This is a genomic window from Modestobacter sp. VKM Ac-2985 (assembly GCF_026967925.1).
Classification (GTDB): domain Bacteria; phylum Actinomycetota; class Actinomycetes; order Mycobacteriales; family Geodermatophilaceae; genus Modestobacter.
Map to the genome: position 1 here is coordinate 857,888 of NZ_JAPVBI010000002.1, position 18,601 is coordinate 876,488.

Here is an 18,601-nt window from a genome sequence, read left to right on the forward strand (position 1 = left end):
CCCGACGTGGACACCGGCGCTGAGCAGGGGTAGGGTCTCCTGTTGCGCTGCCCTCTGACTGCCAGCCCGCCGAGACGGGTCACGAGGGGGTGCCCGGGAACGGCTCCGGGCGACCCCGTGTTGACCGTACCGACGGGGCAGGCATCCGCGGTCAGCCTCGCCGACAACGACGACGACCCAGGACGAACTGCACCCACCGCCCGCACGTCGTGAGGTCCTCGAAAGGACGCATCTTGGCAGGCTCTCGCCCCACCAGCATCACCCCCGGCACCACCGAGTCCAGCAGCACCCCGACCACCGCGGTCGACGTGCAGCCCGGTCCCCGCACCGGCGGCACCGACCACCAGAAGATCCCCGGCGCGCCGCTGCGCGTCTCGTTCGCCAAGATCCACGAGCCGCTCGAGGTCCCGGACCTGCTCGCGCTCCAGACCGCCTCCTTCGACTGGCTGGTCGGGAGCCCCGCGTGGCGGGCCACCCTCGCGCCCGAGGAGCAGGCCGGCGCGGTGGGCGGCCTGGCGGAGATCCTCGAGGAGATCTCCCCGATCGAGGACTTCAGCGGCTCGATGTCGCTGTCCTTCTCCAACCCGCGCTTCGAGGACGTCAAGGCGTCGCTCGAGGAGTGCAAGGACAAGGACATGACCTACGCGGCGCCGCTGTTCGTCACCGCCGAGTTCATGAACAACACCACCGGCGAGATCAAGAGCCAGACGGTGTTCATGGGCGACTTCCCGGTCATGACGAGCAAGGGCACGTTCGTCATCAACGGGACCGAGCGCGTCGTCGTCTCCCAGCTGGTCCGCAGCCCCGGCGTCTACTTCGACAAGAGCCTGGACAAGACGTCGGACAAGGACGTCTACAGCGCCAAGGTGATCCCCAGCCGCGGTGCGTGGCTGGAGTTCGACGTCGACAAGCGCGACACCGTGGGCGTCCGGATCGACCGCAAGCGCCGCCAGCCGGTCAGCGTCCTGCTCAAGGCCCTCGGCTGGACCGAGGACCGCATCCGCGAGCACTTCCAGTGGTCGCCCACGATGCTGGCCACCCTGGAGAAGGACCACCTCGCCGGCCAGGACGAGGCGCTGCTGGACATCTACCGCAAGCTGCGCCCGGGCGAGCCGCCGACGCGTGAGTCGGCACAGGCGCTGCTGGAGAACCTCTTCTTCAACCCGAAGCGCTACGACCTGGCGAAGGTCGGCCGCTACAAGGTGAACAAGAAGCTCGGCGTCGAGGTGCCCAAGGGCACCTCCACGCTGACCGAGGACGACATCGTCGCCACCATCGAGTACGTGGTGCGCCTGCACGCCGGCGAGCCCGACCACGGCGTCGACGACATCGACCACTTCGGCAACCGGCGCCTGCGCACGGTCGGCGAGCTGATCCAGAACCAGATCCGGGTCGGTCTCTCCCGCATGGAGCGCGTCGTGCGCGAGCGGATGACGACGCAGGACGTCGAGGCGATCACGCCGCAGACCCTGATCAACATCCGGCCGGTCGTCGCCTCCATCAAGGAGTTCTTCGGCACCAGCCAGCTCTCGCAGTTCATGGACCAGACCAACCCGCTCGCGGGCCTGACCCACAAGCGTCGCCTGTCGGCGCTGGGTCCGGGTGGTCTCTCCCGTGAGCGCGCGGGCATGGAGGTCCGCGACGTGCACCCGAGCCACTACGGCCGGATGTGCCCGATCGAGACGCCGGAAGGCCCGAACATCGGCCTGATCGGCTCGCTGTCCTCCTTCGGTCGGGTCAACCCGTTCGGGTTCATCGAGACCCCGTACCGCAAGGTCGAGAACGGCACGGTCACCGACCAGATCGACTACCTCACCGCGGACGAGGAGGACCGCTTCGTCGTCGCCCAGGCCAACTCGCCGCTGGACGCGACGGGCCGGTTCGCCGAGGACCTGGTCCTGGTCCGCACCAAGGGCGGCGAGACCACCGACCTCGCCCCGGAGAACGTCGACTACATGGACGTCTCGCCGCGGCAGATGACCTCGGTCGCGACGGCGATGATCCCGTTCCTCGAGCACGACGACGCGAACCGGGCCCTGATGGGCGCGAACATGCAGCGTCAGGCGGTGCCGCTGCTGCGCAGCGAGGCGCCGCTGGTCGGCACCGGCATGGAGCTGCGTGCCGCCGTCGACGCCGGCGACGTCGTGGTGGCCGAGAAGGCCGGCGTGGTCGAGGACTCCACCGCCGACTACGTCACCGTGATGGCCGACGACGGGACCCGGCAGACGTACCGGCTGCTGAAGTTCCAGCGCTCGAACCAGGGCACCTCGATCAACCAGAGCCCGGTGGTCGAGGAGGGCCAGCGGGTCGAGGTCGGTCAGGTCGTCGCCGACGGCCCGTGCACCGACGAGGGCGAGATGGCGCTGGGCAAGAACCTGCTCGTCGCCTTCATGCCCTGGGAGGGTCACAACTACGAGGACGCGATCATCCTGTCGCAGCGCCTCGTGCAGGACGACGTCCTGTCCTCGATCCACATCGAGGAGTTCGAGGTCGACGCCCGCGACACCAAGCTCGGTGCCGAGGAGATCACCCGGGACATCCCGAACGTCTCCGAGGAGGTCCTCGCCGACCTCGACGAGCGCGGGATCATCCGGATCGGTGCCGAGGTCGTCCCCGGCGACATCCTCGTCGGCAAGGTCACGCCCAAGGGCGAGACCGAGCTGACCCCCGAGGAGCGGCTGCTGCGGGCGATCTTCGGTGAGAAGGCCCGCGAGGTGCGCGACACCAGCCTCAAGGTCAAGCACGGTGAGTCCGGCAAGGTCATCGGCGTCCGGGTCTTCTCCCGCGAGGACGGCGACGAGCTCCCCGCCGGCGTGAACGAGCTCATCCGGGTCTACGTGGCCCAGATGCGCAAGATCAGCGACGGCGACAAGCTGGCCGGCCGGCACGGGAACAAGGGCGTCATCTCCAAGATCCTCCCGCAGGAGGACATGCCGTTCCTCGAGGACGGCACCCCGGTCGACATCGTGCTCAACCCGCTGGGCGTGCCCGGTCGGATGAACGTCGGCCAGGTGCTGGAGATGCACCTCGGGTGGATCGCCAAGCAGGGCTGGGAGGTCGAGGGCACCCCGGAGTGGGCTGCGAAGCTGCCCGCCGCCGCCCGTCAGGCCGCTCCCGGCACCCGCACCGCGACCCCGGTGTTCGACGGCGCCAAGGAGGAGGAGCTCATCGGCCTGCTCGGCTCGACGACGCCGAACCGCAACGGCGACCGGATGGTCAAGGAGACCGGCAAGGCGCGGCTGTTCGACGGCCGCTCCGGGGAGCCCTTCCCCGAGCCGATCGCCGTGGGGTACGTCTACATCCTGAAGCTGCTGCACCTGGTGGACGACAAGATCCACGCCCGCTCCACCGGCCCGTACTCGATGATCACGCAGCAGCCGCTGGGTGGTAAGGCGCAGTTCGGTGGTCAGCGCTTCGGTGAGATGGAGTGCTGGGCGATGCAGGCCTACGGCGCCGCCTACGCGCTGCAGGAGCTCCTCACCATCAAGTCCGACGACATCCTCGGCCGCGTCAAGGTGTACGAGGCGATCGTCAAGGGCGAGAACATCCCGGAGCCGGGCATCCCGGAGTCCTTCAAGGTGCTGCTCAAGGAGCTCCAGTCGCTCTGCCTGAACGTGGAGGTCCTCTCCGGCGACGGGCAGGCGATCGAGCTGCGTGACACCGACGACGAGGTCTTCCGCGCCGCGGAGGAGCTGGGCATCGACCTCAGCCGTCGCGAGCCGTCGTCCGTCGAGGACGTCTGATCGGCCGCCGGCCGGCCCTGAGCAGTCAGGGCCGGCCGGCACCAACCCTCATCGACTAGAAGCGAAGAACTAGCCCCGGAAAGGGGTACATCGAGTGCTCGACGTCAACTTCTTCGACGAACTGCGCATCGGTCTGGCCAGCGGTGACGACATCCGCCAGTGGTCACACGGCGAGGTGAAGAAGCCCGAGACCATCAACTACCGCACTCTCCGTCCGGAGAAGGACGGTCTGTTCTGCGAGAAGATCTTCGGTCCCACCCGGGACTGGGAGTGCTACTGCGGGAAGTACAAGCGGGTCCGCTTCAAGGGCATCATCTGCGAGCGCTGCGGCGTCGAGGTCACTCGCGCCAAGGTGCGTCGTGAGCGGATGGGCCACATCGAGCTGGCCGCCCCGGTCACCCACATCTGGTTCTTCAAGGGCGTTCCCTCGCGCCTGGGCTACCTGCTGGACCTGGCGCCCAAGGACCTCGAGAAGATCATCTACTTCGCTGCGTACATGATCACCTCTGTCGACGACGAGGCGCGTCACCGCGACCTGCCGACCGTCGAGGCCGAGATCAGCGCCGAGAAGTCCAACCTCGAGGGTCGCCGCGACGCCGACGTGGAGGCCCGCCAGCAGAAGCTGGAGGCCGACCTCGCCGAGCTCGAGGCCGAGGGTGCCAAGTCCGACGTGCGCCGCAAGGTGCGCGAGGGCGGCGAGCGCGAGATGCGCCAGCTGCGCGACCGGGCCCAGCGGGAGATCGACCGCCTCGAAGAGGTGATGGACACCTTCCGCAAGCTCGAGGTGAAGCAGCTCATCGCCGACGAGGGCCTCTACCGCGAGCTGCGCGACCGCTTCGGTGAGTACTTCGAGGGCGGCATGGGCGCTGCGGCGCTGCAGAAGCTGCTCGCCGGCTTCGACCTCGACGCCGAGGCCATCTCGCTGCGCGAGACCATCCGCAGCGGCAAGGGCCAGCGCAAGCTGCGGGCGCTCAAGCGGCTGAAGGTCGTCGCGGCGTTCCAGCAGACCCAGAACTCGCCGATGGGCATGGTGCTGGACTGCGTGCCGGTGATCCCGCCGGACCTGCGCCCCATGGTGCAGCTGGACGGTGGCCGCTTCGCGACCAGCGACATGAACGACCTGTACCGCCGGGTGATCAACCGGAACAACCGGCTCAAGCGTCTGCTCGACCTGGGTGCGCCGGAGATCATCGTCAACAACGAGAAGCGGATGCTCCAGGAGTCCGTGGACGCGCTGTTCGACAACGGCCGTCGTGGTCGGCCGGTCACCGGACCGGGCAACCGTCCGCTGAAGTCCCTGAGCGACCTGCTCAAGGGCAAGCAGGGTCGTTTCCGGCAGAACCTGCTGGGCAAGCGCGTCGACTACTCCGGCCGTTCGGTCATCGTCGTCGGCCCGCAGCTGAAGCTGCACCAGTGCGGTCTGCCCAAGCAGATGGCGCTGGAGCTGTTCAAGCCGTTCGTGATGAAGCGGCTGGTGGACCTGAACCACGCGCAGAACATCAAGTCCGCCAAGCGGATGGTGGAGCGCGCGCGGCCGGTCGTGTGGGACGTCCTCGAAGAGGTCATCACCGAGCACCCGGTGCTGCTGAACCGGGCGCCGACCCTGCACCGTCTGGGCATCCAGGCCTTCGAGCCCCAGCTGGTCGAGGGCAAGGCCATCCAGATCCACCCGCTGGTCTGCACCGCGTTCAACGCCGACTTCGACGGTGACCAGATGGCGGTGCACCTGCCGCTGTCCGCCGAGGCGCAGGCCGAGGCCCGCATCCTCATGCTGTCCAGCAACAACATCCTGAGCCCGGCCGATGGTCGCCCGATCACCGCGCCGACCCAGGACATGGTGCTGGGCCTCTACCACCTGACCTCCCTTTCCGGGACGGTCGAGGTGCCCGAGGGCGAGCGGCCGAAGTCCTACTCCACGACCGCCGAGGCCGTCATGGCCTTCGACAAGGGCGCGCTCGGGCTGCAGGAGCGGGTCCTCATCCGCCTCGACGAGGTCTTCGGCGTCGACAGCGGCCCGAACGACCCGTGGGAGGCCCCCGAGGGCTGGGAGCCGGGTCAGCCGGCCCTCGTCTCCACCAGCCTGGGCCGGGTCCTCTTCAACGAGGCCCTGCCGGAGGACTACCGGTTCGTCAACTACCAGGTGCCGAAGAAGGCGCTGGGCGCGATCGTCAACGACCTCGCCGAGCGCTACCCGAAGGTGCAGGTGGCGGCGACGCTGGACGCCCTCAAGTCGGCCGGGTTCCGCTGGGCGACCCGTTCGGGCGTGACGATCGCGATCGACGACGTCGTCACCCCGCCGGTGAAGGCCGCGATCCTGGAGCGGCACGAGGACGAGGCCCGCAAGATCGAGCGTCAGTACGAGCGCGGCGTCATCACCGACGCCGAGCGTCGTTCCGAGCTCATCGAGATCTGGACGCGGGCACGCGCCGAGGTCAGCCAGGCGATGGTCGACAACTTCCCGACCACCAACCCGGTCTGGGTCATGGTCAACTCCGGCGCTCGCGGCAACATGATGCAGATCAGCCAGATCGCCGGCATGCGTGGCCTGGTGGCCAACCCGAAGGGCGAGATCATCCCGCGGCCGATCAAGGCCAACTTCCGGGAGGGTCTGTCGGTGCTGGAGTACTTCATCTCCACGCACGGTGCCCGCAAGGGCCTGGCCGACACCGCGCTGCGGACCGCCGACTCCGGGTACCTCACCCGCCGTCTGGTCGACGTCTCGCAGGACGTCATCATCCGCGAGGAGGACTGCGGCACCGAGCGCGGCGTGATCATGCCGATCGGCACCGTGGTGGACGGCACGGTCATCCGTGACGCCCACGTGGAGACCAGCGTCTACGCCCGCGCGCTGGCCGCCGACGTGGTCGCTGCCGACGGCACCCAGATCGCCCCGGCCGGGGCGGACCTGGGCGACGTGCTGATCGCTCAGCTCGTCGACGCCGGTGTCGCCGAGGTCAAGGTGCGCTGCGTGCTCACCTGCGAGTCGCTGCTGGGCACCTGCGCCACCTGCTACGGCCGGTCGCTGGCGTCGGGCAAGCTCGTGGACGTCGGCGAGGCGGTCGGCATCATCGCCGCCCAGTCGATCGGTGAGCCCGGTACGCAGCTGACCATGCGCACCTTCCACACCGGTGGTGTGGCCGGTGCCGACATCACCCACGGCCTGCCGCGTGTGGTCGAGCTCTTCGAGGCCCGCGTCCCCAAGGGCAAGGCCCCGATCGCCGAGCTGGCCGGCACCGTCCGGATCGAGGACGGCGACCAGTTCCGCAAGCTCACCATCACCCCGGACGACGGGTCCGAGGAGGTCGTCTACGACAAGCTGTCGCGTCGCTCGCGGCTGCGGGTCGAGGACGGCGGGCACGTCGAGGTCGGCGAGCAGCTGACCGAGGGTGCGGTCGACCCGCACGAGGTGCTGCGGATCATGGGCCCGCGTGAGGTGCAGCTGCACCTGGTGCGCGAGGTCCAGGAGGTCTACCGCAGCCAGGGCGTGTCGATCCACGACAAGCACATCGAGGTGATCATCCGCCAGATGCTGAAGCGGGTGACCATCATCGACTCGGGTGCGACGGAGTTCCTGCCCGGTGCGCTGGTCGAGCGGACCCTGTTCGAGACGGAGAACCGTCGGGTGGTCGCCGAAGGTGGCGAGCCGGCCTCGGCCCGTCCGGTGCTGATGGGGATCACCAAGGCGTCGCTGGCGACGGAGTCGTGGCTGTCGGCCGCCTCCTTCCAGGAGACGACCAAGGTGCTCACCGACGCCGCCATCCAGGGCAAGAGCGACAGCCTGCTCGGGCTCAAGGAGAACGTGATCATCGGGAAGCTGATCCCGGCCGGCACCGGCATCAGCCGCTACCGGAACATCACGGTCGAGCCCACCGAGGAGGCGCGCGCCGCCGTCTACACCATGGCCGGCTACGACGACGGGCAGTACTACAGCCCGGACGTCTTCGGTCAGGGCACGGGCGAGGCCGTCCGGCTCGAGGAGTACGACTGGCGCTGATGCGCTGAGTGAGTGACAGAGAGGCCCCGCACGCCAGCCGGCGTGCGGGGCCTCTCTTCGTCCTGCCGCGTCACGTGACGCAAGGAGCCAGGGGTTCCGGCCTGCGGGGGCTCAGCCGGCCAGGCGGCGCATCGTCTCGACGGTGCGGAGTCGGCCCTCGCGGCTGTCGTCGAGGGGCTGCAGGTTCAGCGTGGTCACCCCGGCCTCCGCGAACGCCGCGATCCGCTCCGCCACGTAGGACTCCGACCCGATGAGGGACGTCGCCCGCACCAGGTCCTCCGGGACGGCGGCGGCCGCCTCGTCCTTCCGTCCGGCCAGGTACAGCTCCTGGATGGCCTCGGCCTCGGCCTCGTAGCCGTACCGGCGGGCCAGGTCGTTGTAGAAGTTCTTCCCCTTGGCGCCCATGCCGCCGACGTACAGCGCGATCCCCGGCCGCACTGCCTCCACCAGGTGGTCGACGTCCTCGCCGATCGCCACCGGCACCCCGACGACGACGTCGAGCTCACCCAGCGACGGGTCCCGCTTGGCCCTGCCCGCTTCGAGCGAGGCCCCCCACACGTCGGCCGCGCGCTCGGGGTGGAAGAAGATCGGCTCCCACTTCTCCGCGATCTCCGCGGCGAGCTCGACGTTCTTCGGGCCGAGGGCGGCCAGGAGCACCGGGATCTGCGGCCGGACCGGGGTGTTGATCAGCTTCAGCGGCTTGCCGAGGCCGGTGCCCTGGTCGGCTGGGAGCGGCACCTGGTACTTCTTGCCGTCGTGCTCCAGCCGCTCGCGGCGCCACACCTGGCGGCAGATCTCCACGATCTCGCGGGTCCGCTGCAGCGGGGCGTCGTACGGCAACCCGTGCCACCCCTCGATGACCTGGGGGCCCGAGGCGCCGAGCCCGAGGGTGAACCGGCCACCGGACACGAAGTCCAGGCCGGCCGCGGTCATCGCGATCAGCGCAGGAGTGCGGCTGTAGATGGGCAGGATGCCGCTCATCAGCTCGACCCGGTCGGTCACGGCCGCGAGATAGCCCAACTGGCTCACCGCGTCGAACGTGTACACCTCCGCGCACATCGCGACGTCGAGCCCGGCCGACTCCAGGTCGCGGATCTCCTCCGCGGTCTGCTTGAAGTCACCGGCGTAGCTGGCCTGGATCCCGATGCGCACGCGCCCTCCTCGGCGTTTGCGGCACCCTCGTCGGTGCCACGTGCCGCGACGGTAACGGCCGGGCGGGGGCGTCGGGACCCGGGGCGGCTCAGAGTGCGCGGACGGTTCCGATCACGTGGGTGACGACCCGCACGCCGTCGACGTCGGCCGGGACCCGGGCGCCAGCGCCCGGCTCGGCCAGGTCGACCCGGACCACGTACTCGGCGGCCTGCCGCGCGAGCCCGACCCCGGCGACACCGGGGTCGGAGGCGAAGCGGGAGGCCAGCGCGTCCTTGGCGGCCCGGGCGGAGGCGCGGTCGGTCATGTCCCCATGGTGCCCCTCGCCGCGGGATCAGGACAGGGCAACGGCCGTCGGTGCCCTCCGTCCGGGGTCCCCCGGCTCGCGTGCTCCGTGACTCAGCCTGCGAACCACTCGACGTCGAGCTCGCGCAGCACGGTGGCCATCGGGTTGGCGAACGTGACGCCGCCACCGGCGCTGCCGCCGGTGGTGGACCCGGCGAACAGCAGCCCCAGTGGCGCACGGTCCCGGCTGCGCCAGATCACCGACCCGCTGTCGCCGCCGGCGCTGAAGCCACCGGTGAGGCCCTCGATCTCCACCTGGTCGTCGAACGTGTGCACGACGTCGTCGTACTGCACGCCGACGCCGTCCACCTCGACGGCGGTGATCCGTCCGTGGGTGTGGCCGGTGGTGCGCCCCACCTTCTCCACCAGTTCGTCGGGGTCGGTCTCGTCGGCGGCCGCCACCGCGGCAGAGAGCGGGCCCCCGGGGTAGGCGGTGGGATCGGCGGCCATGCCCGGGTCCAGGGCGGCGACCGCGGCGTCGACGAGGTTCCCCGGCTGGCTCCTGAACCGGACGAAGGAGGTCAGCCCACCGATGCGGTCGGTCTCGAGACCGCCGTCGGCGACACCTGGCTGCAGCACCGGGTCCCCCTCCGTGGCCGCGTCGCTGTTGGCCAGCACGTGGTTGTTGCTCAGCACCAGCAGCTCGCCGGCGCCGGCGCGCCGGACGAACCCGCCGAGGGTCCCGGCGGTGACGTCCCGATGGCTGATCGACGCCCCCGGCCGCAACGGACGGCCGCGCCGCCGCAGCTCCTCGGGGGTGGGGGAGCGCAGCGGCCGGACCGGTCCGATGACCCGGACGTCGACCTCGTCCCGGGCGCCGGCGTCCAGGCCGGCGAGCACCACCTCGGCGTCGGCCGGCTCGATCAACCGGATCGCCAGGTGCACCTGGCCCCCGGCGACCGGGGTCAGGCCCAGGGCGATCCCGCTCCACCGGGAAGGCCCGTCGACCGAGCTGGCGACGACGCTGGACGGCGGCACCTCGCTCAGCCGCTTGGACAGCCGGGCCTTCAGTTCGCGGGCGTTGTCGGGGAGCACGGCTACCTCCGGGCGGCAGGGGCACCAAGGACTGGGTGCAGGACGTGAGCAGGTCAGCACCGACCGTAGGGCGGGAGTCCGACAGAAGCGACGTGGACGATCGGCGCCGGTCCACGGTGGCGGTGCGCCTGCCCGCCGCCGTCCGATTCCGGTACGTTGCCGGCACGACCCCTCGGGCAGCTGCCTGCAGCGCCCGGGAATGTGCCCGGTACACCGCCAGTTGGTGCAGGACGGACCGGCTGACCCCGGTGCGCAGCCCACATGTCGACCCGGCTTTGACCGGTCCGGCAGGGCCGGGTACTGTGGTCAGCTGTGCCCAGGATGACTGGGCCTGCTCCCGTTCGCGGTGCACCTGGGTGTCCATCGGTCCTCGGACCGACCGGATGCCAGGGGCCACTCCCGTCACCGACGGGGCCCACTGCAAGGTGGTGTGGTCGGTGCCGAGTCGCGAGGGGCGATGAGTCCGGTTCGATCAACTGGCCGGTTCTCGCGCAGGGCGACACGCCCGAACGCGGGGGTCGGAGGGTGGGTCGCGGGCAGACTCGAGAGGGCCGGGCGACCGGGCACACCACAGCAGTGCACCACATCCACAGCACGACCCAGCGCAGGCAGGAGATCCAGGCCACCCATGCCCACGATCCAGCAGCTGGTCCGCAAGGGCCGCGAGGACAAGGTCGAGAAGACCAAGACCCCGGCGTTGAAGGGATCCCCTCAGCGCCGCGGCGTGTGCACGCGCGTCTACACGACGACGCCGAAGAAGCCGAACTCGGCGCTGCGCAAGGTCGCTCGCGTCCGCCTCACCAGTGGCGTCGAGGTGACCGCCTACATCCCGGGCGTCGGCCACAACCTGCAGGAGCACTCCATGGTGCTCGTGCGCGGCGGCCGGGTGAAGGACCTCCCCGGCGTCCGGTACAAGATCATTCGCGGCTCGCTGGACACCCAGGGCGTCCGCGGCCGCAAGCAGGCTCGCAGCCGCTACGGCGCGAAGAAGGAGAAGAGCTAATGCCGCGCAAGGGCCCCGCGCCGAAGCGTCCGCTCGTCGCCGACCCGGTCTACCAGTCCCAGCTGGTCACCCAGCTGGTGAACAAGGTGCTCGTCGACGGCAAGCGCTCCATCGCCGAGGCGATCGTCTACGGCGCCCTCGAGGGCGTCCGGGCGAAGAACGACACCGACCCGGTCGTCACGCTCAAGCGTGCGCTGGACAACGTGAAGCCCGCCCTCGAGGTGCGCAGCCGCCGCGTCGGTGGTGCCACGTACCAGGTGCCGATCGAGGTCCGCCCCTCGCGCAGCACCACCCTCGGCCTGCGCTGGCTCATCCAGTACAGCCGGGCGCGCCGTGAGAAGACGATGACCGAGCGCCTCATGAACGAGCTGCTGGACGCCAGCAACGGTCTCGGTGCCGCGGTCAAGCGCCGCGAGGACACGCACAAGATGGCCGAGTCGAACAAGGCCTTCGCGCACTACCGCTGGTGACGACAGTCCCTCAGCAGCCGCTGCCCGCGGTGGACCCGGGCGACCCCCGGGCACCGCGCACGGACGAGAACGAAGAGGAGTGACGTAATGGCCCAGAACGAGGCCCAACTCGCCAAGACCCGCAACATCGGGATCATGGCGCACATCGACGCCGGCAAGACGACGACGACCGAGCGGATCCTCTTCTACACCGGTATCAACTACAAGATCGGTGAAGTCCACGACGGCGCGGCCACGATGGACTGGATGGAGCAGGAGCAGGAGCGCGGAATCACGATCACGTCCGCTGCGACGAAGTGCTCCTGGGCCGATCACGACATCAACATCATCGACACCCCGGGTCACGTCGACTTCACCGTCGAGGTGGAGCGGTCGCTCCGGGTCCTCGACGGGGCCGTCGCCGTCTACGACGGTGTGGCCGGCGTCGAGCCGCAGACCGAGCAGGTCTGGCGGCAGGCAGAGAAGTACAGCGTCCCGCGCATGTGCTTCGTCAACAAGCTCGACCGCACCGGTGCGGACTTCTTCCGCTGCGTCGAGATGATGATCGAGCGCCTCGCGGCCAACCCGCTGGTGCTGCAGCTGCCGATCGGGGCCGAGGCCGACTTCATCGGCGTCGTCGACCTGGTGTTCATGCGCGCACTCACCTGGCGCGGTGAGACCAAGATGGGCGAGGACTACGCCATCGAGGAGATCCCGGCCGAGCTCGCCGACCAGGCCGCCGAGTACCGCGAGAAGCTGCTCGAGAACATCGCGGACTTCGACGACTCGTTGATGGAGGACTACCTCGGCGGCGAGGAGATCGCCCCGGAGCGCCTCAAGGCCGCCATCCGCAAGGCGACCATCGCCGGCCAGGTCAACCCGGTCATCACCGGCACGGCCTTCAAGAACAAGGGCGTGCAGCCCCTGCTCGACGCGGTCGTCGACTACCTGCCCAGCCCGCTGGACGTCGAGTCGATCGTCGGCACCGCGCTGGACGGCGAGACCGAGGTCCTGCGTCACGCTGACGAGAACGAGCCGTTCTCCGCGCTGGCCTTCAAGATCCAGACGGACCAGCACCTGGGGAAGCTGACCTACATCCGGGTCTACTCCGGCAAGCTCGAGGCGGGCTCCCCGGTGCTGAACAGCACCAAGGACCGCAAGGAGCGGGTCGGGAAGATCTACCAGATGCACGCCAACAAGCGCGAAGAGCGCGCTGGCGTGGGTGCCGGTGAGATCGTCGCCGTCAACGGGATGAAGAACACGACCACGGGCGACACCCTCTGCGACCCGCAGAGCCCGGTGATCCTCGAGTCGATGACCTTCCCCGCCCCGGTCATCTCGGTGGCGATCGAGCCCAAGACGAAGGGCGACCAGGAGAAGCTGGGCACGGCCATCCAGAAGCTGGCCGAGGAGGACCCCACCTTCCAGGTCAAGCTGGACGAGGAGACCGGTCAGACGGTCATCTCCGGCATGGGCGAGCTCCACCTGGAGATCCTGGTCGACCGCATGCGGCGTGAGTTCCGCGTCGAGGCCAACGTCGGCAAGCCGCAGGTGGCCTACCGCGAGACGATCCGCAAGGCCGTCGAGCGCTACGACTACACGCACAAGAAGCAGACGGGTGGCTCCGGCCAGTTCGCGAAGGTGCAGATCGCCCTCGAGCCGCTCGTGATGAGCGGCGACTCGGCGACCTACGAGTTCGAGAACAAGGTCACCGGTGGGCGCATCCCGCGGGAGTACATCCCGTCGGTCGACGCCGGCATGCAGGACGCCATGCAGTACGGCATCCTCGCCGGCTACCCGATGGTCGGCGTCAAGGCGTCGCTCCTGGACGGCCAGTACCACGAGGTCGACTCCTCGGAGATGGCCTTCAAGATCGCCGGGTCGATCGCCTTCAAGGAGGCTGCCCGCAAGGCCAGCCCGGCCCTGCTGGAGCCGATGATGGCGGTCGAGGTCGTCACCCCTGAAGAGAACATGGGCGACGTCATCGGCGACCTGAACTCCCGCCGCGGGACCATCCAGGCGATGGAGGAGCGCTCCGGCGCTCGCGTCGTCCGGGCCCTGGTGCCGCTGTCGGAGATGTTCGGCTACGTGGGCGACCTGCGCAGCCGCACCCAGGGGCGGGCGAGCTACACCATGGTGTTCGACACCTACGCCGAGGTCCCGGCCAACGTCGCCAAGGAGATCATCGCCAAGGCGACCGGCGAGTAACGGGACGGCGGGCCCGGGTACCCCGGGCCCGCCCCCCGAGCACGGACCACCCCAGACACGAGCACGACTGCGAAGACACGGAGAGAGGATCCCAGTGGCCAAGGCCAAGTTCGAGCGGACCAAGCCGCACGTCAACATCGGCACCATCGGGCACATCGACCACGGCAAGACGACGCTGACCGCGGCGATCACCAAGGTGCTGCACGACAAGTTCCCGAACCTCAACGAGGCGTCCGCGTTCGACATGATCGACAAGGCGCCCGAGGAGAAGGCTCGCGGCATCACGATCTCGATCGCCCACGTCGAGTACCAGACCGAGAACCGGCACTACGCGCACGTCGACTGCCCCGGGCACGCCGACTACATCAAGAACATGATCACGGGTGCGGCGCAGATGGACGGCGCCATCCTCGTGGTGGCCGCCACCGACGGCCCGATGCCGCAGACCAAGGAGCACGTCCTCCTGGCCCGCCAGGTCGGCGTCCCCTACATCGTGGTCGCGCTGAACAAGGCCGACATGGTCGACGACGAGGAGATCCTCGAGCTCGTCGAGCTGGAGGTCCGCGAGCTGCTGTCCGAGTACGAGTTCCCGGGCGACGACGTCCCCGTGGTCCGCGTCTCGGCGCTGAAGGCGCTCGAGGGCGACGCCGAGTGGGGCGACAAGCTCATGGAGCTGATGAACGCCGTCGACACGGCGATCCCCGAGCCCGAGCGTGAGATCGACAAGCCGTTCCTCATGCCCGTCGAGGACGTCTTCACGATCACCGGTCGTGGCACCGTCGTCACCGGTCGCGTCGAGCGCGGCATCGTCAAGGTCTCCGAGGAGATCGAGATCGTCGGCATCCGCCCGAACTCGACCAAGACGACCGTCACCGGCGTCGAGATGTTCCGCAAGCTGCTCGACCAGGGTCAGGCCGGTGACAACGTCGGTCTGCTGCTGCGTGGCATCAAGCGCGAGGACGTCGAGCGCGGCCAGGTCGTCGTGAAGCCGGGTTCGATCACCCCGCACACGAACTTCGAGGGCTCGGTCTACATCCTCTCGAAGGACGAGGGTGGCCGGCACACGCCGTTCTTCAACAACTACCGTCCCCAGTTCTACTTCCGGACCACGGACGTCACCGGCGTCGTCACGCTGCCTGCGGGCACCGAGATGGTCATGCCCGGCGACAACACCGAGATGTCGGTCGAGCTGATCCAGCCGATCGCCATGGAGGAGGGCCTGCGCTTCGCCATCCGCGAGGGTGGCCGCACCGTTGGCGCCGGTCGGGTCGTCAAGATCAACCAGTGACACCCTGACGGGCGGCGGCCGGTTCGGCCGCCGCCCGTCAGCCGGGTCGGGACACCCGACCCAGGGTCAGCAGACCCACTTGTACTTTCACAACCGATCGGCAGGAGCGAAGACAACCGATGGCGGGACAGAAGATCCGCATCCGGCTGAAGGCCTACGACCACGAGGCGATCGATGCCTCGGCTCGGCGCATCGTGGACACGGTGACGAAGACCGGAGCGCGCGTCGTCGGCCCAGTGCCGCTGCCGACGGAGAAGAACGTGTACTGCGTCATCCGCTCGCCGCACAAGTACAAGGACTCGCGCGAGCACTTCGAGATGCGTACGCACAAGCGGCTCATCGACATCCTCGACCCGACGCCGAAGACGGTCGACGCGCTCATGCGCATCGACCTGCCGGCCTCGGTCGACGTCAACATCCAGTAAGGGCTGTCCCAGACATGGCGAGCACATTCCGTGGTCTCCTCGGCGAGAAGCTGGGGATGACCCAGGTATTCGACGAGAACAACCGCATCGTGCCGGTGACCGTCATCAAGGCGGGCCCGTGCGTGGTCACCCAGGTGCGCACCCCCGAGAAGGACGGCTACTCCGCCGTCCAGCTCGGTTTCGGTGCGATCGACCCCCGCAAGGTGAACAAGCCCGAGGGCGGGCACTTCGCCAAGGCAGGCGTCACGCCGCGCCGGCACCTGGTCGAGCTGCGCACCGAGGACGCCGCTGACTACACGGTCGGTCAGGAGCTGACCGCCGAGGTCTTCTCCGACGTGGCCAAGGTCGACGTCATCGGCACCAGCAAGGGCAAGGGCACCGCCGGCGTCATGAAGCGTCACGGCTTCAAGGGCCTCGGCGCGGGTCACGGCACCCACCGCAAGCACCGCGCCCCCGGCTCGATCGGCGGGGCCTCCACCCCGGGTCGCGTCTTCAAGGGCGTGCGCATGGCCGGACGCATGGGCGCGGTCACCACGACCACGCTCTCGCTGAAGGTCCACCAGATCGACACGGAGAAGGGCCTGGTGCTCATCAAGGGCGCCGTCCCCGGTCCGCGCGGCGGGCTGCTGCTCGTCCGTTCCGCGGTCAAGGGTGGCCCCGTAGGGAGTGACGCGAAGTGAGTCAGCAGACCGACACCCGGTCCGACCGTCAGGTCGACGTCCGGACGCCGGCGGGGGAGACCTCCGGCAGCGTGACGCTGCCCGGTGAGCTCTTCGACGCCCCGGCCAACGTCTCGCTGTTGCACCAGGTCGTCGTGGCCCAGCTGGCCGCGGCCCGCCAGGGCACACACTCGACCAAGACGCGCGCCCAGGTCAGCGGTACCGGCGCCAAGCCGTACCGCCAGAAGGGCACCGGTCGTGCCCGTCAGGGTTCGCTGCGCTCGCCGCAGTTCACCGGCGGTGGCATCTCGCACGGCCCGCAGCCGCGCAACTACGAGCAGAAGACGCCCAAGAAGATGAAGGCCGCCGCCCTGCGCGGTGCCCTCTCCGACCGGGCCCGGGACGGCCGCGTGCACGTCGTGTCCGCGTTCGTCGAGGGTGACGCTCCCTCGACCAAGGCGGCGCTGAAGGTCCTCGACGCGATCAGCACCGCCAAGCGCGTGCTGGTCGTCCTCGACCGGGACGACGTCCTCAACTGGGTGAGCCTGCGCAACGTGCCGCGGGTGCACCTCATCGAGGCCGGTCAGCTCAACACCTACGACGTGCTCGTGTCCGACGAGGTGGTCTTCACCGAGACCGCGCTGGACGAGTACGTCACCGGCCCGGCCCGGGGCGGCAAGGGCGCGGCCTCCTCGGCCGAGCTCCCCGACCTGGAGACCCACGAGATCGACGGCGACGTGCCCTCGATCGCGCCGGCCACCACGACCGAGACGACCGAGGAGAAGGCATGAGCGTCCGCGACCCCCGGGACGTGCTGCTGTCCCCGGTCATCTCGGAGAAGAGCTACGGGCTCCTGGACGAGAACAAGTACACGTTCATCGTCCGGCCCGACGCCAACAAGACCCAGATCAAGATCGCGGTGCAGCAGGTCTTCAACGTGAAGGTCCTCGCCGTCAACACGATCAACCGCCAGGGGAAGAGGAAGCGCTCCAAGGGCGCTGTGATGGGGAAGCGCAAGGACACCAAGCGCGCCATCGTCTCCGTTGCCCCCGGTGACCGCATCGAGCTCTTCGGTGGACCCGGCGCCTGAGCGCCGGTGACCACCGATCGGACCAGAGAGAACAGACAGGGACTCTGAGGAACCATGGCCATCCGTAAGTACAAGCCGACGACGCCGGGCCGCCGCGGCTCGTCCGTCGCCGACTTCGCCGAGGTCACCCGCGACCATCCCGAGAAGTCGCTGGTCCGACCGCTGCACGGTCGTGGCGGGCGCAACGTCCACGGTCGTGTGACTGCTCGCCACCAGGGCGGCGGGCACAAGCGTGCCTACCGTCTCATCGACTTCCGCCGGGCCGACAAGGACGGTGTGCCGGCCAAGGTCGCGCACATCGAGTACGACCCGAACCGCACGTCGCGCATCGCGCTGCTGCACTTCGCCGACGGGGAGAAGCGCTACATCATCGCGCCGGCGAAGCTGAAGCAGGGCGACACGGTCGAGTGCGGCCCCGCGGCCGACATCAAGCCCGGCAACAACCTGCCGCTGCGCAACATCCCGGTCGGCACGGTCATCCACGCCATCGAGCTGCGGCCCGGTGGCGGGGCGAAGATCGCCCGCTCGGCCGGCACGAGTGTCCAGCTGGTCGCCCGTGAGGGTCGCTTCGCCCAGCTGCGGATGCCCTCGGGCGAGATCCGCAACGTCGACGTGCGGTGCCGCGGCACGATCGGTGAGGTCGGCAACGCCGAGCAGTCGAACATCAACTGGGGCAAGGCCGGCCGGATGCGGTGGAAGGGCAAGCGCCCGACCGTCCGCGGTGTCGCGATGAACCCGGTCGACCACCCGCACGGTGGTGGTGAGGGCAAGACCTCCGGTGGCCGGCACCCGGTCAACCCGAAGGGCAAGCCGGAGGGCCGCACGCGCAAGCGCAAGGCCAGTGATGCCCTGATCGTGCGCCGCCGGCGCACCAACAAGAAGCGCTGAGCGGGTAGAGGAGTCCGACAGACATGCCACGCAGCCTCAAGAAGGGCCCGTTCGTCGACGACCACCTGCTCGCCAAGGTGGACGTCCAGAACGACAAGGGCACCAAGAACGTCATCCGCACCTGGTCGCGGCGTTCGACGATCATCCCCGACATGCTCGGGCACACGATCGCCGTGCACGACGGCCGCAAGCACGTCCCGGTGTTCGTCACCGAGGCGATGGTCGGGCACAAGCTCGGCGAGTTCGCGCCCACGCGCACCTTCCGTGGGCACGTCAAGGACGACCGCCGGTCGCGGCGCGGCTGAGCGACGACCAGGTAGAGAAG

At 69.2% G+C, this 18,601-nt stretch carries 15 protein-coding genes; 12 read left to right on the forward strand and 3 right to left on the reverse strand.

The genetic code is table 11. The features are described from left to right. Positions 1-233 precede the first annotated feature (233 nt). Both rpoB and O2V61_RS13410 read left to right on the forward strand, forming a co-directional pair. Entirely contained in the window at positions 234-3,743 is a 3,510-nt protein-coding gene (gene rpoB, locus O2V61_RS13405; RefSeq protein WP_269183794.1) for a DNA-directed RNA polymerase subunit beta, read from the forward strand. A gap of 94 nt (positions 3,744-3,837) precedes the next feature. Further along, complete coding sequence (locus O2V61_RS13410; RefSeq protein WP_269183795.1) at positions 3,838-7,737, forward strand: DNA-directed RNA polymerase subunit beta'; 3,900 nt, start codon at positions 3,838-3,840, stop codon at positions 7,735-7,737. A gap of 111 nt (positions 7,738-7,848) precedes the next feature. On the opposite strand, the gene O2V61_RS13415 is transcribed toward O2V61_RS13410, so the two are convergent. The 3 genes from O2V61_RS13415 to O2V61_RS13425 all read right to left on the reverse strand — a co-directional run bounded on the left by O2V61_RS13415 (position 7,849) and on the right by O2V61_RS13425 (position 10,266). Beyond that, the gene (locus tag O2V61_RS13415; RefSeq protein ID WP_269183796.1) at positions 7,849-8,889 is read right to left on the reverse strand and encodes an LLM class F420-dependent oxidoreductase; all 1,041 of its coding nucleotides are present in this window, start codon (positions 8,887-8,889) and stop codon (positions 7,849-7,851) included. 88 nt (positions 8,890-8,977) lie between these two features. After that, positions 8,978-9,193: a hypothetical protein gene (locus O2V61_RS13420; protein ID WP_269183797.1), complete on the reverse strand. Its 216-nt coding sequence runs from the start codon at positions 9,191-9,193 to the stop codon at positions 8,978-8,980. Between the two features lie 92 nt (positions 9,194-9,285). Beyond that, positions 9,286-10,266: a hypothetical protein gene (locus O2V61_RS13425; RefSeq protein ID WP_269183798.1), complete on the reverse strand. Its 981-nt coding sequence runs from the start codon at positions 10,264-10,266 to the stop codon at positions 9,286-9,288. Between the two features lie 628 nt (positions 10,267-10,894). Between O2V61_RS13425 and rpsL the strand changes: the two genes are divergently transcribed. The 10 genes from rpsL to rpsS all read left to right on the forward strand — a co-directional run bounded on the left by rpsL (position 10,895) and on the right by rpsS (position 18,581). Continuing rightward, positions 10,895-11,269 carry a 30S ribosomal protein S12 gene (gene rpsL / locus O2V61_RS13430; protein ID WP_036334266.1) on the forward strand — a complete coding sequence of 125 codons (375 nt, stop codon included), beginning with the start codon at positions 10,895-10,897 and terminating at the stop codon, positions 11,267-11,269. Next, positions 11,269-11,739: a 30S ribosomal protein S7 gene (rpsG, locus tag O2V61_RS13435; protein ID WP_269159155.1), complete on the forward strand. Its 471-nt coding sequence runs from the start codon at positions 11,269-11,271 to the stop codon at positions 11,737-11,739. The genes rpsL and rpsG overlap by 1 nt, the downstream gene beginning before the upstream one ends. A gap of 87 nt (positions 11,740-11,826) precedes the next feature. After that, positions 11,827-13,926 (forward strand): elongation factor G, encoded by a 2,100-nt coding sequence (fusA, locus tag O2V61_RS13440; RefSeq protein WP_269183799.1) that lies wholly within the window; start codon positions 11,827-11,829, stop codon positions 13,924-13,926. Positions 13,927-14,020: 94 nt separating this feature from the next. Continuing rightward, a complete protein-coding gene (tuf, locus tag O2V61_RS13445) occupies positions 14,021-15,214 on the forward strand; it encodes an elongation factor Tu (RefSeq protein ID WP_036334269.1) in 1,194 nt (397 codons plus the stop codon). Positions 15,215-15,333: 119 nt separating this feature from the next. Further along, a complete protein-coding gene (rpsJ, locus tag O2V61_RS13450) occupies positions 15,334-15,639 on the forward strand; it encodes a 30S ribosomal protein S10 (RefSeq protein ID WP_014742859.1) in 306 nt (101 codons plus the stop codon). A gap of 14 nt (positions 15,640-15,653) precedes the next feature. Then, complete coding sequence (gene rplC / locus O2V61_RS13455) at positions 15,654-16,319, forward strand: 50S ribosomal protein L3 (protein WP_269183800.1); 666 nt, start codon at positions 15,654-15,656, stop codon at positions 16,317-16,319. Next, the gene (gene rplD / locus O2V61_RS13460; protein ID WP_269183801.1) at positions 16,316-17,089 is read left to right on the forward strand and encodes a 50S ribosomal protein L4; all 774 of its coding nucleotides are present in this window, start codon (positions 16,316-16,318) and stop codon (positions 17,087-17,089) included. Before rplC ends, rplD begins: the two co-directional genes overlap by 4 nt. Continuing rightward, positions 17,086-17,388 (forward strand): 50S ribosomal protein L23, encoded by a 303-nt coding sequence (rplW, locus tag O2V61_RS13465; RefSeq protein WP_014742856.1) that lies wholly within the window; start codon positions 17,086-17,088, stop codon positions 17,386-17,388. Before rplD ends, rplW begins: the two co-directional genes overlap by 4 nt. A gap of 54 nt (positions 17,389-17,442) precedes the next feature. Further along, positions 17,443-18,276 carry a 50S ribosomal protein L2 gene (gene rplB / locus O2V61_RS13470; protein WP_269183802.1) on the forward strand — a complete coding sequence of 278 codons (834 nt, stop codon included), beginning with the start codon at positions 17,443-17,445 and terminating at the stop codon, positions 18,274-18,276. Positions 18,277-18,299: 23 nt separating this feature from the next. Then, on the forward strand, positions 18,300-18,581 hold the full coding sequence (gene rpsS / locus O2V61_RS13475) for a 30S ribosomal protein S19 (RefSeq protein WP_036334275.1): 282 nt from the start codon (positions 18,300-18,302) through the stop codon (positions 18,579-18,581). The last annotated feature ends 20 nt before the right edge of the window (positions 18,582-18,601 follow it).

Bases quoted from the DNA above. Each gene is read 5' to 3' on its own strand.
- O2V61_RS13420 (WP_269183797.1), bottom strand. From the start codon at position 9,193: ATGACCGACCGCGCCTCCGCCCGGGCCGCCAAGGACGCGCTGGCCTCC.
- rplC (WP_269183800.1), top strand. From the start codon at position 15,654: ATGGCGAGCACATTCCGTGGTCTCCTCGGCGAGAAGCTGGGGATGACC.
- fusA (WP_269183799.1), top strand. From the start codon at position 11,827: ATGGCCCAGAACGAGGCCCAACTCGCCAAGACCCGCAACATCGGGATC.
- rpsL (WP_036334266.1), top strand. From the start codon at position 10,895: ATGCCCACGATCCAGCAGCTGGTCCGCAAGGGCCGCGAGGACAAGGTC.
- rpsJ (WP_014742859.1), top strand. From the start codon at position 15,334: ATGGCGGGACAGAAGATCCGCATCCGGCTGAAGGCCTACGACCACGAG.
- rpsG (WP_269159155.1), top strand. From the start codon at position 11,269: ATGCCGCGCAAGGGCCCCGCGCCGAAGCGTCCGCTCGTCGCCGACCCG.
- rpsS (WP_036334275.1), top strand. From the start codon at position 18,300: ATGCCACGCAGCCTCAAGAAGGGCCCGTTCGTCGACGACCACCTGCTC.
- rplB (WP_269183802.1), top strand. From the start codon at position 17,443: ATGGCCATCCGTAAGTACAAGCCGACGACGCCGGGCCGCCGCGGCTCG.
- rplW (WP_014742856.1), top strand. From the start codon at position 17,086: ATGAGCGTCCGCGACCCCCGGGACGTGCTGCTGTCCCCGGTCATCTCG.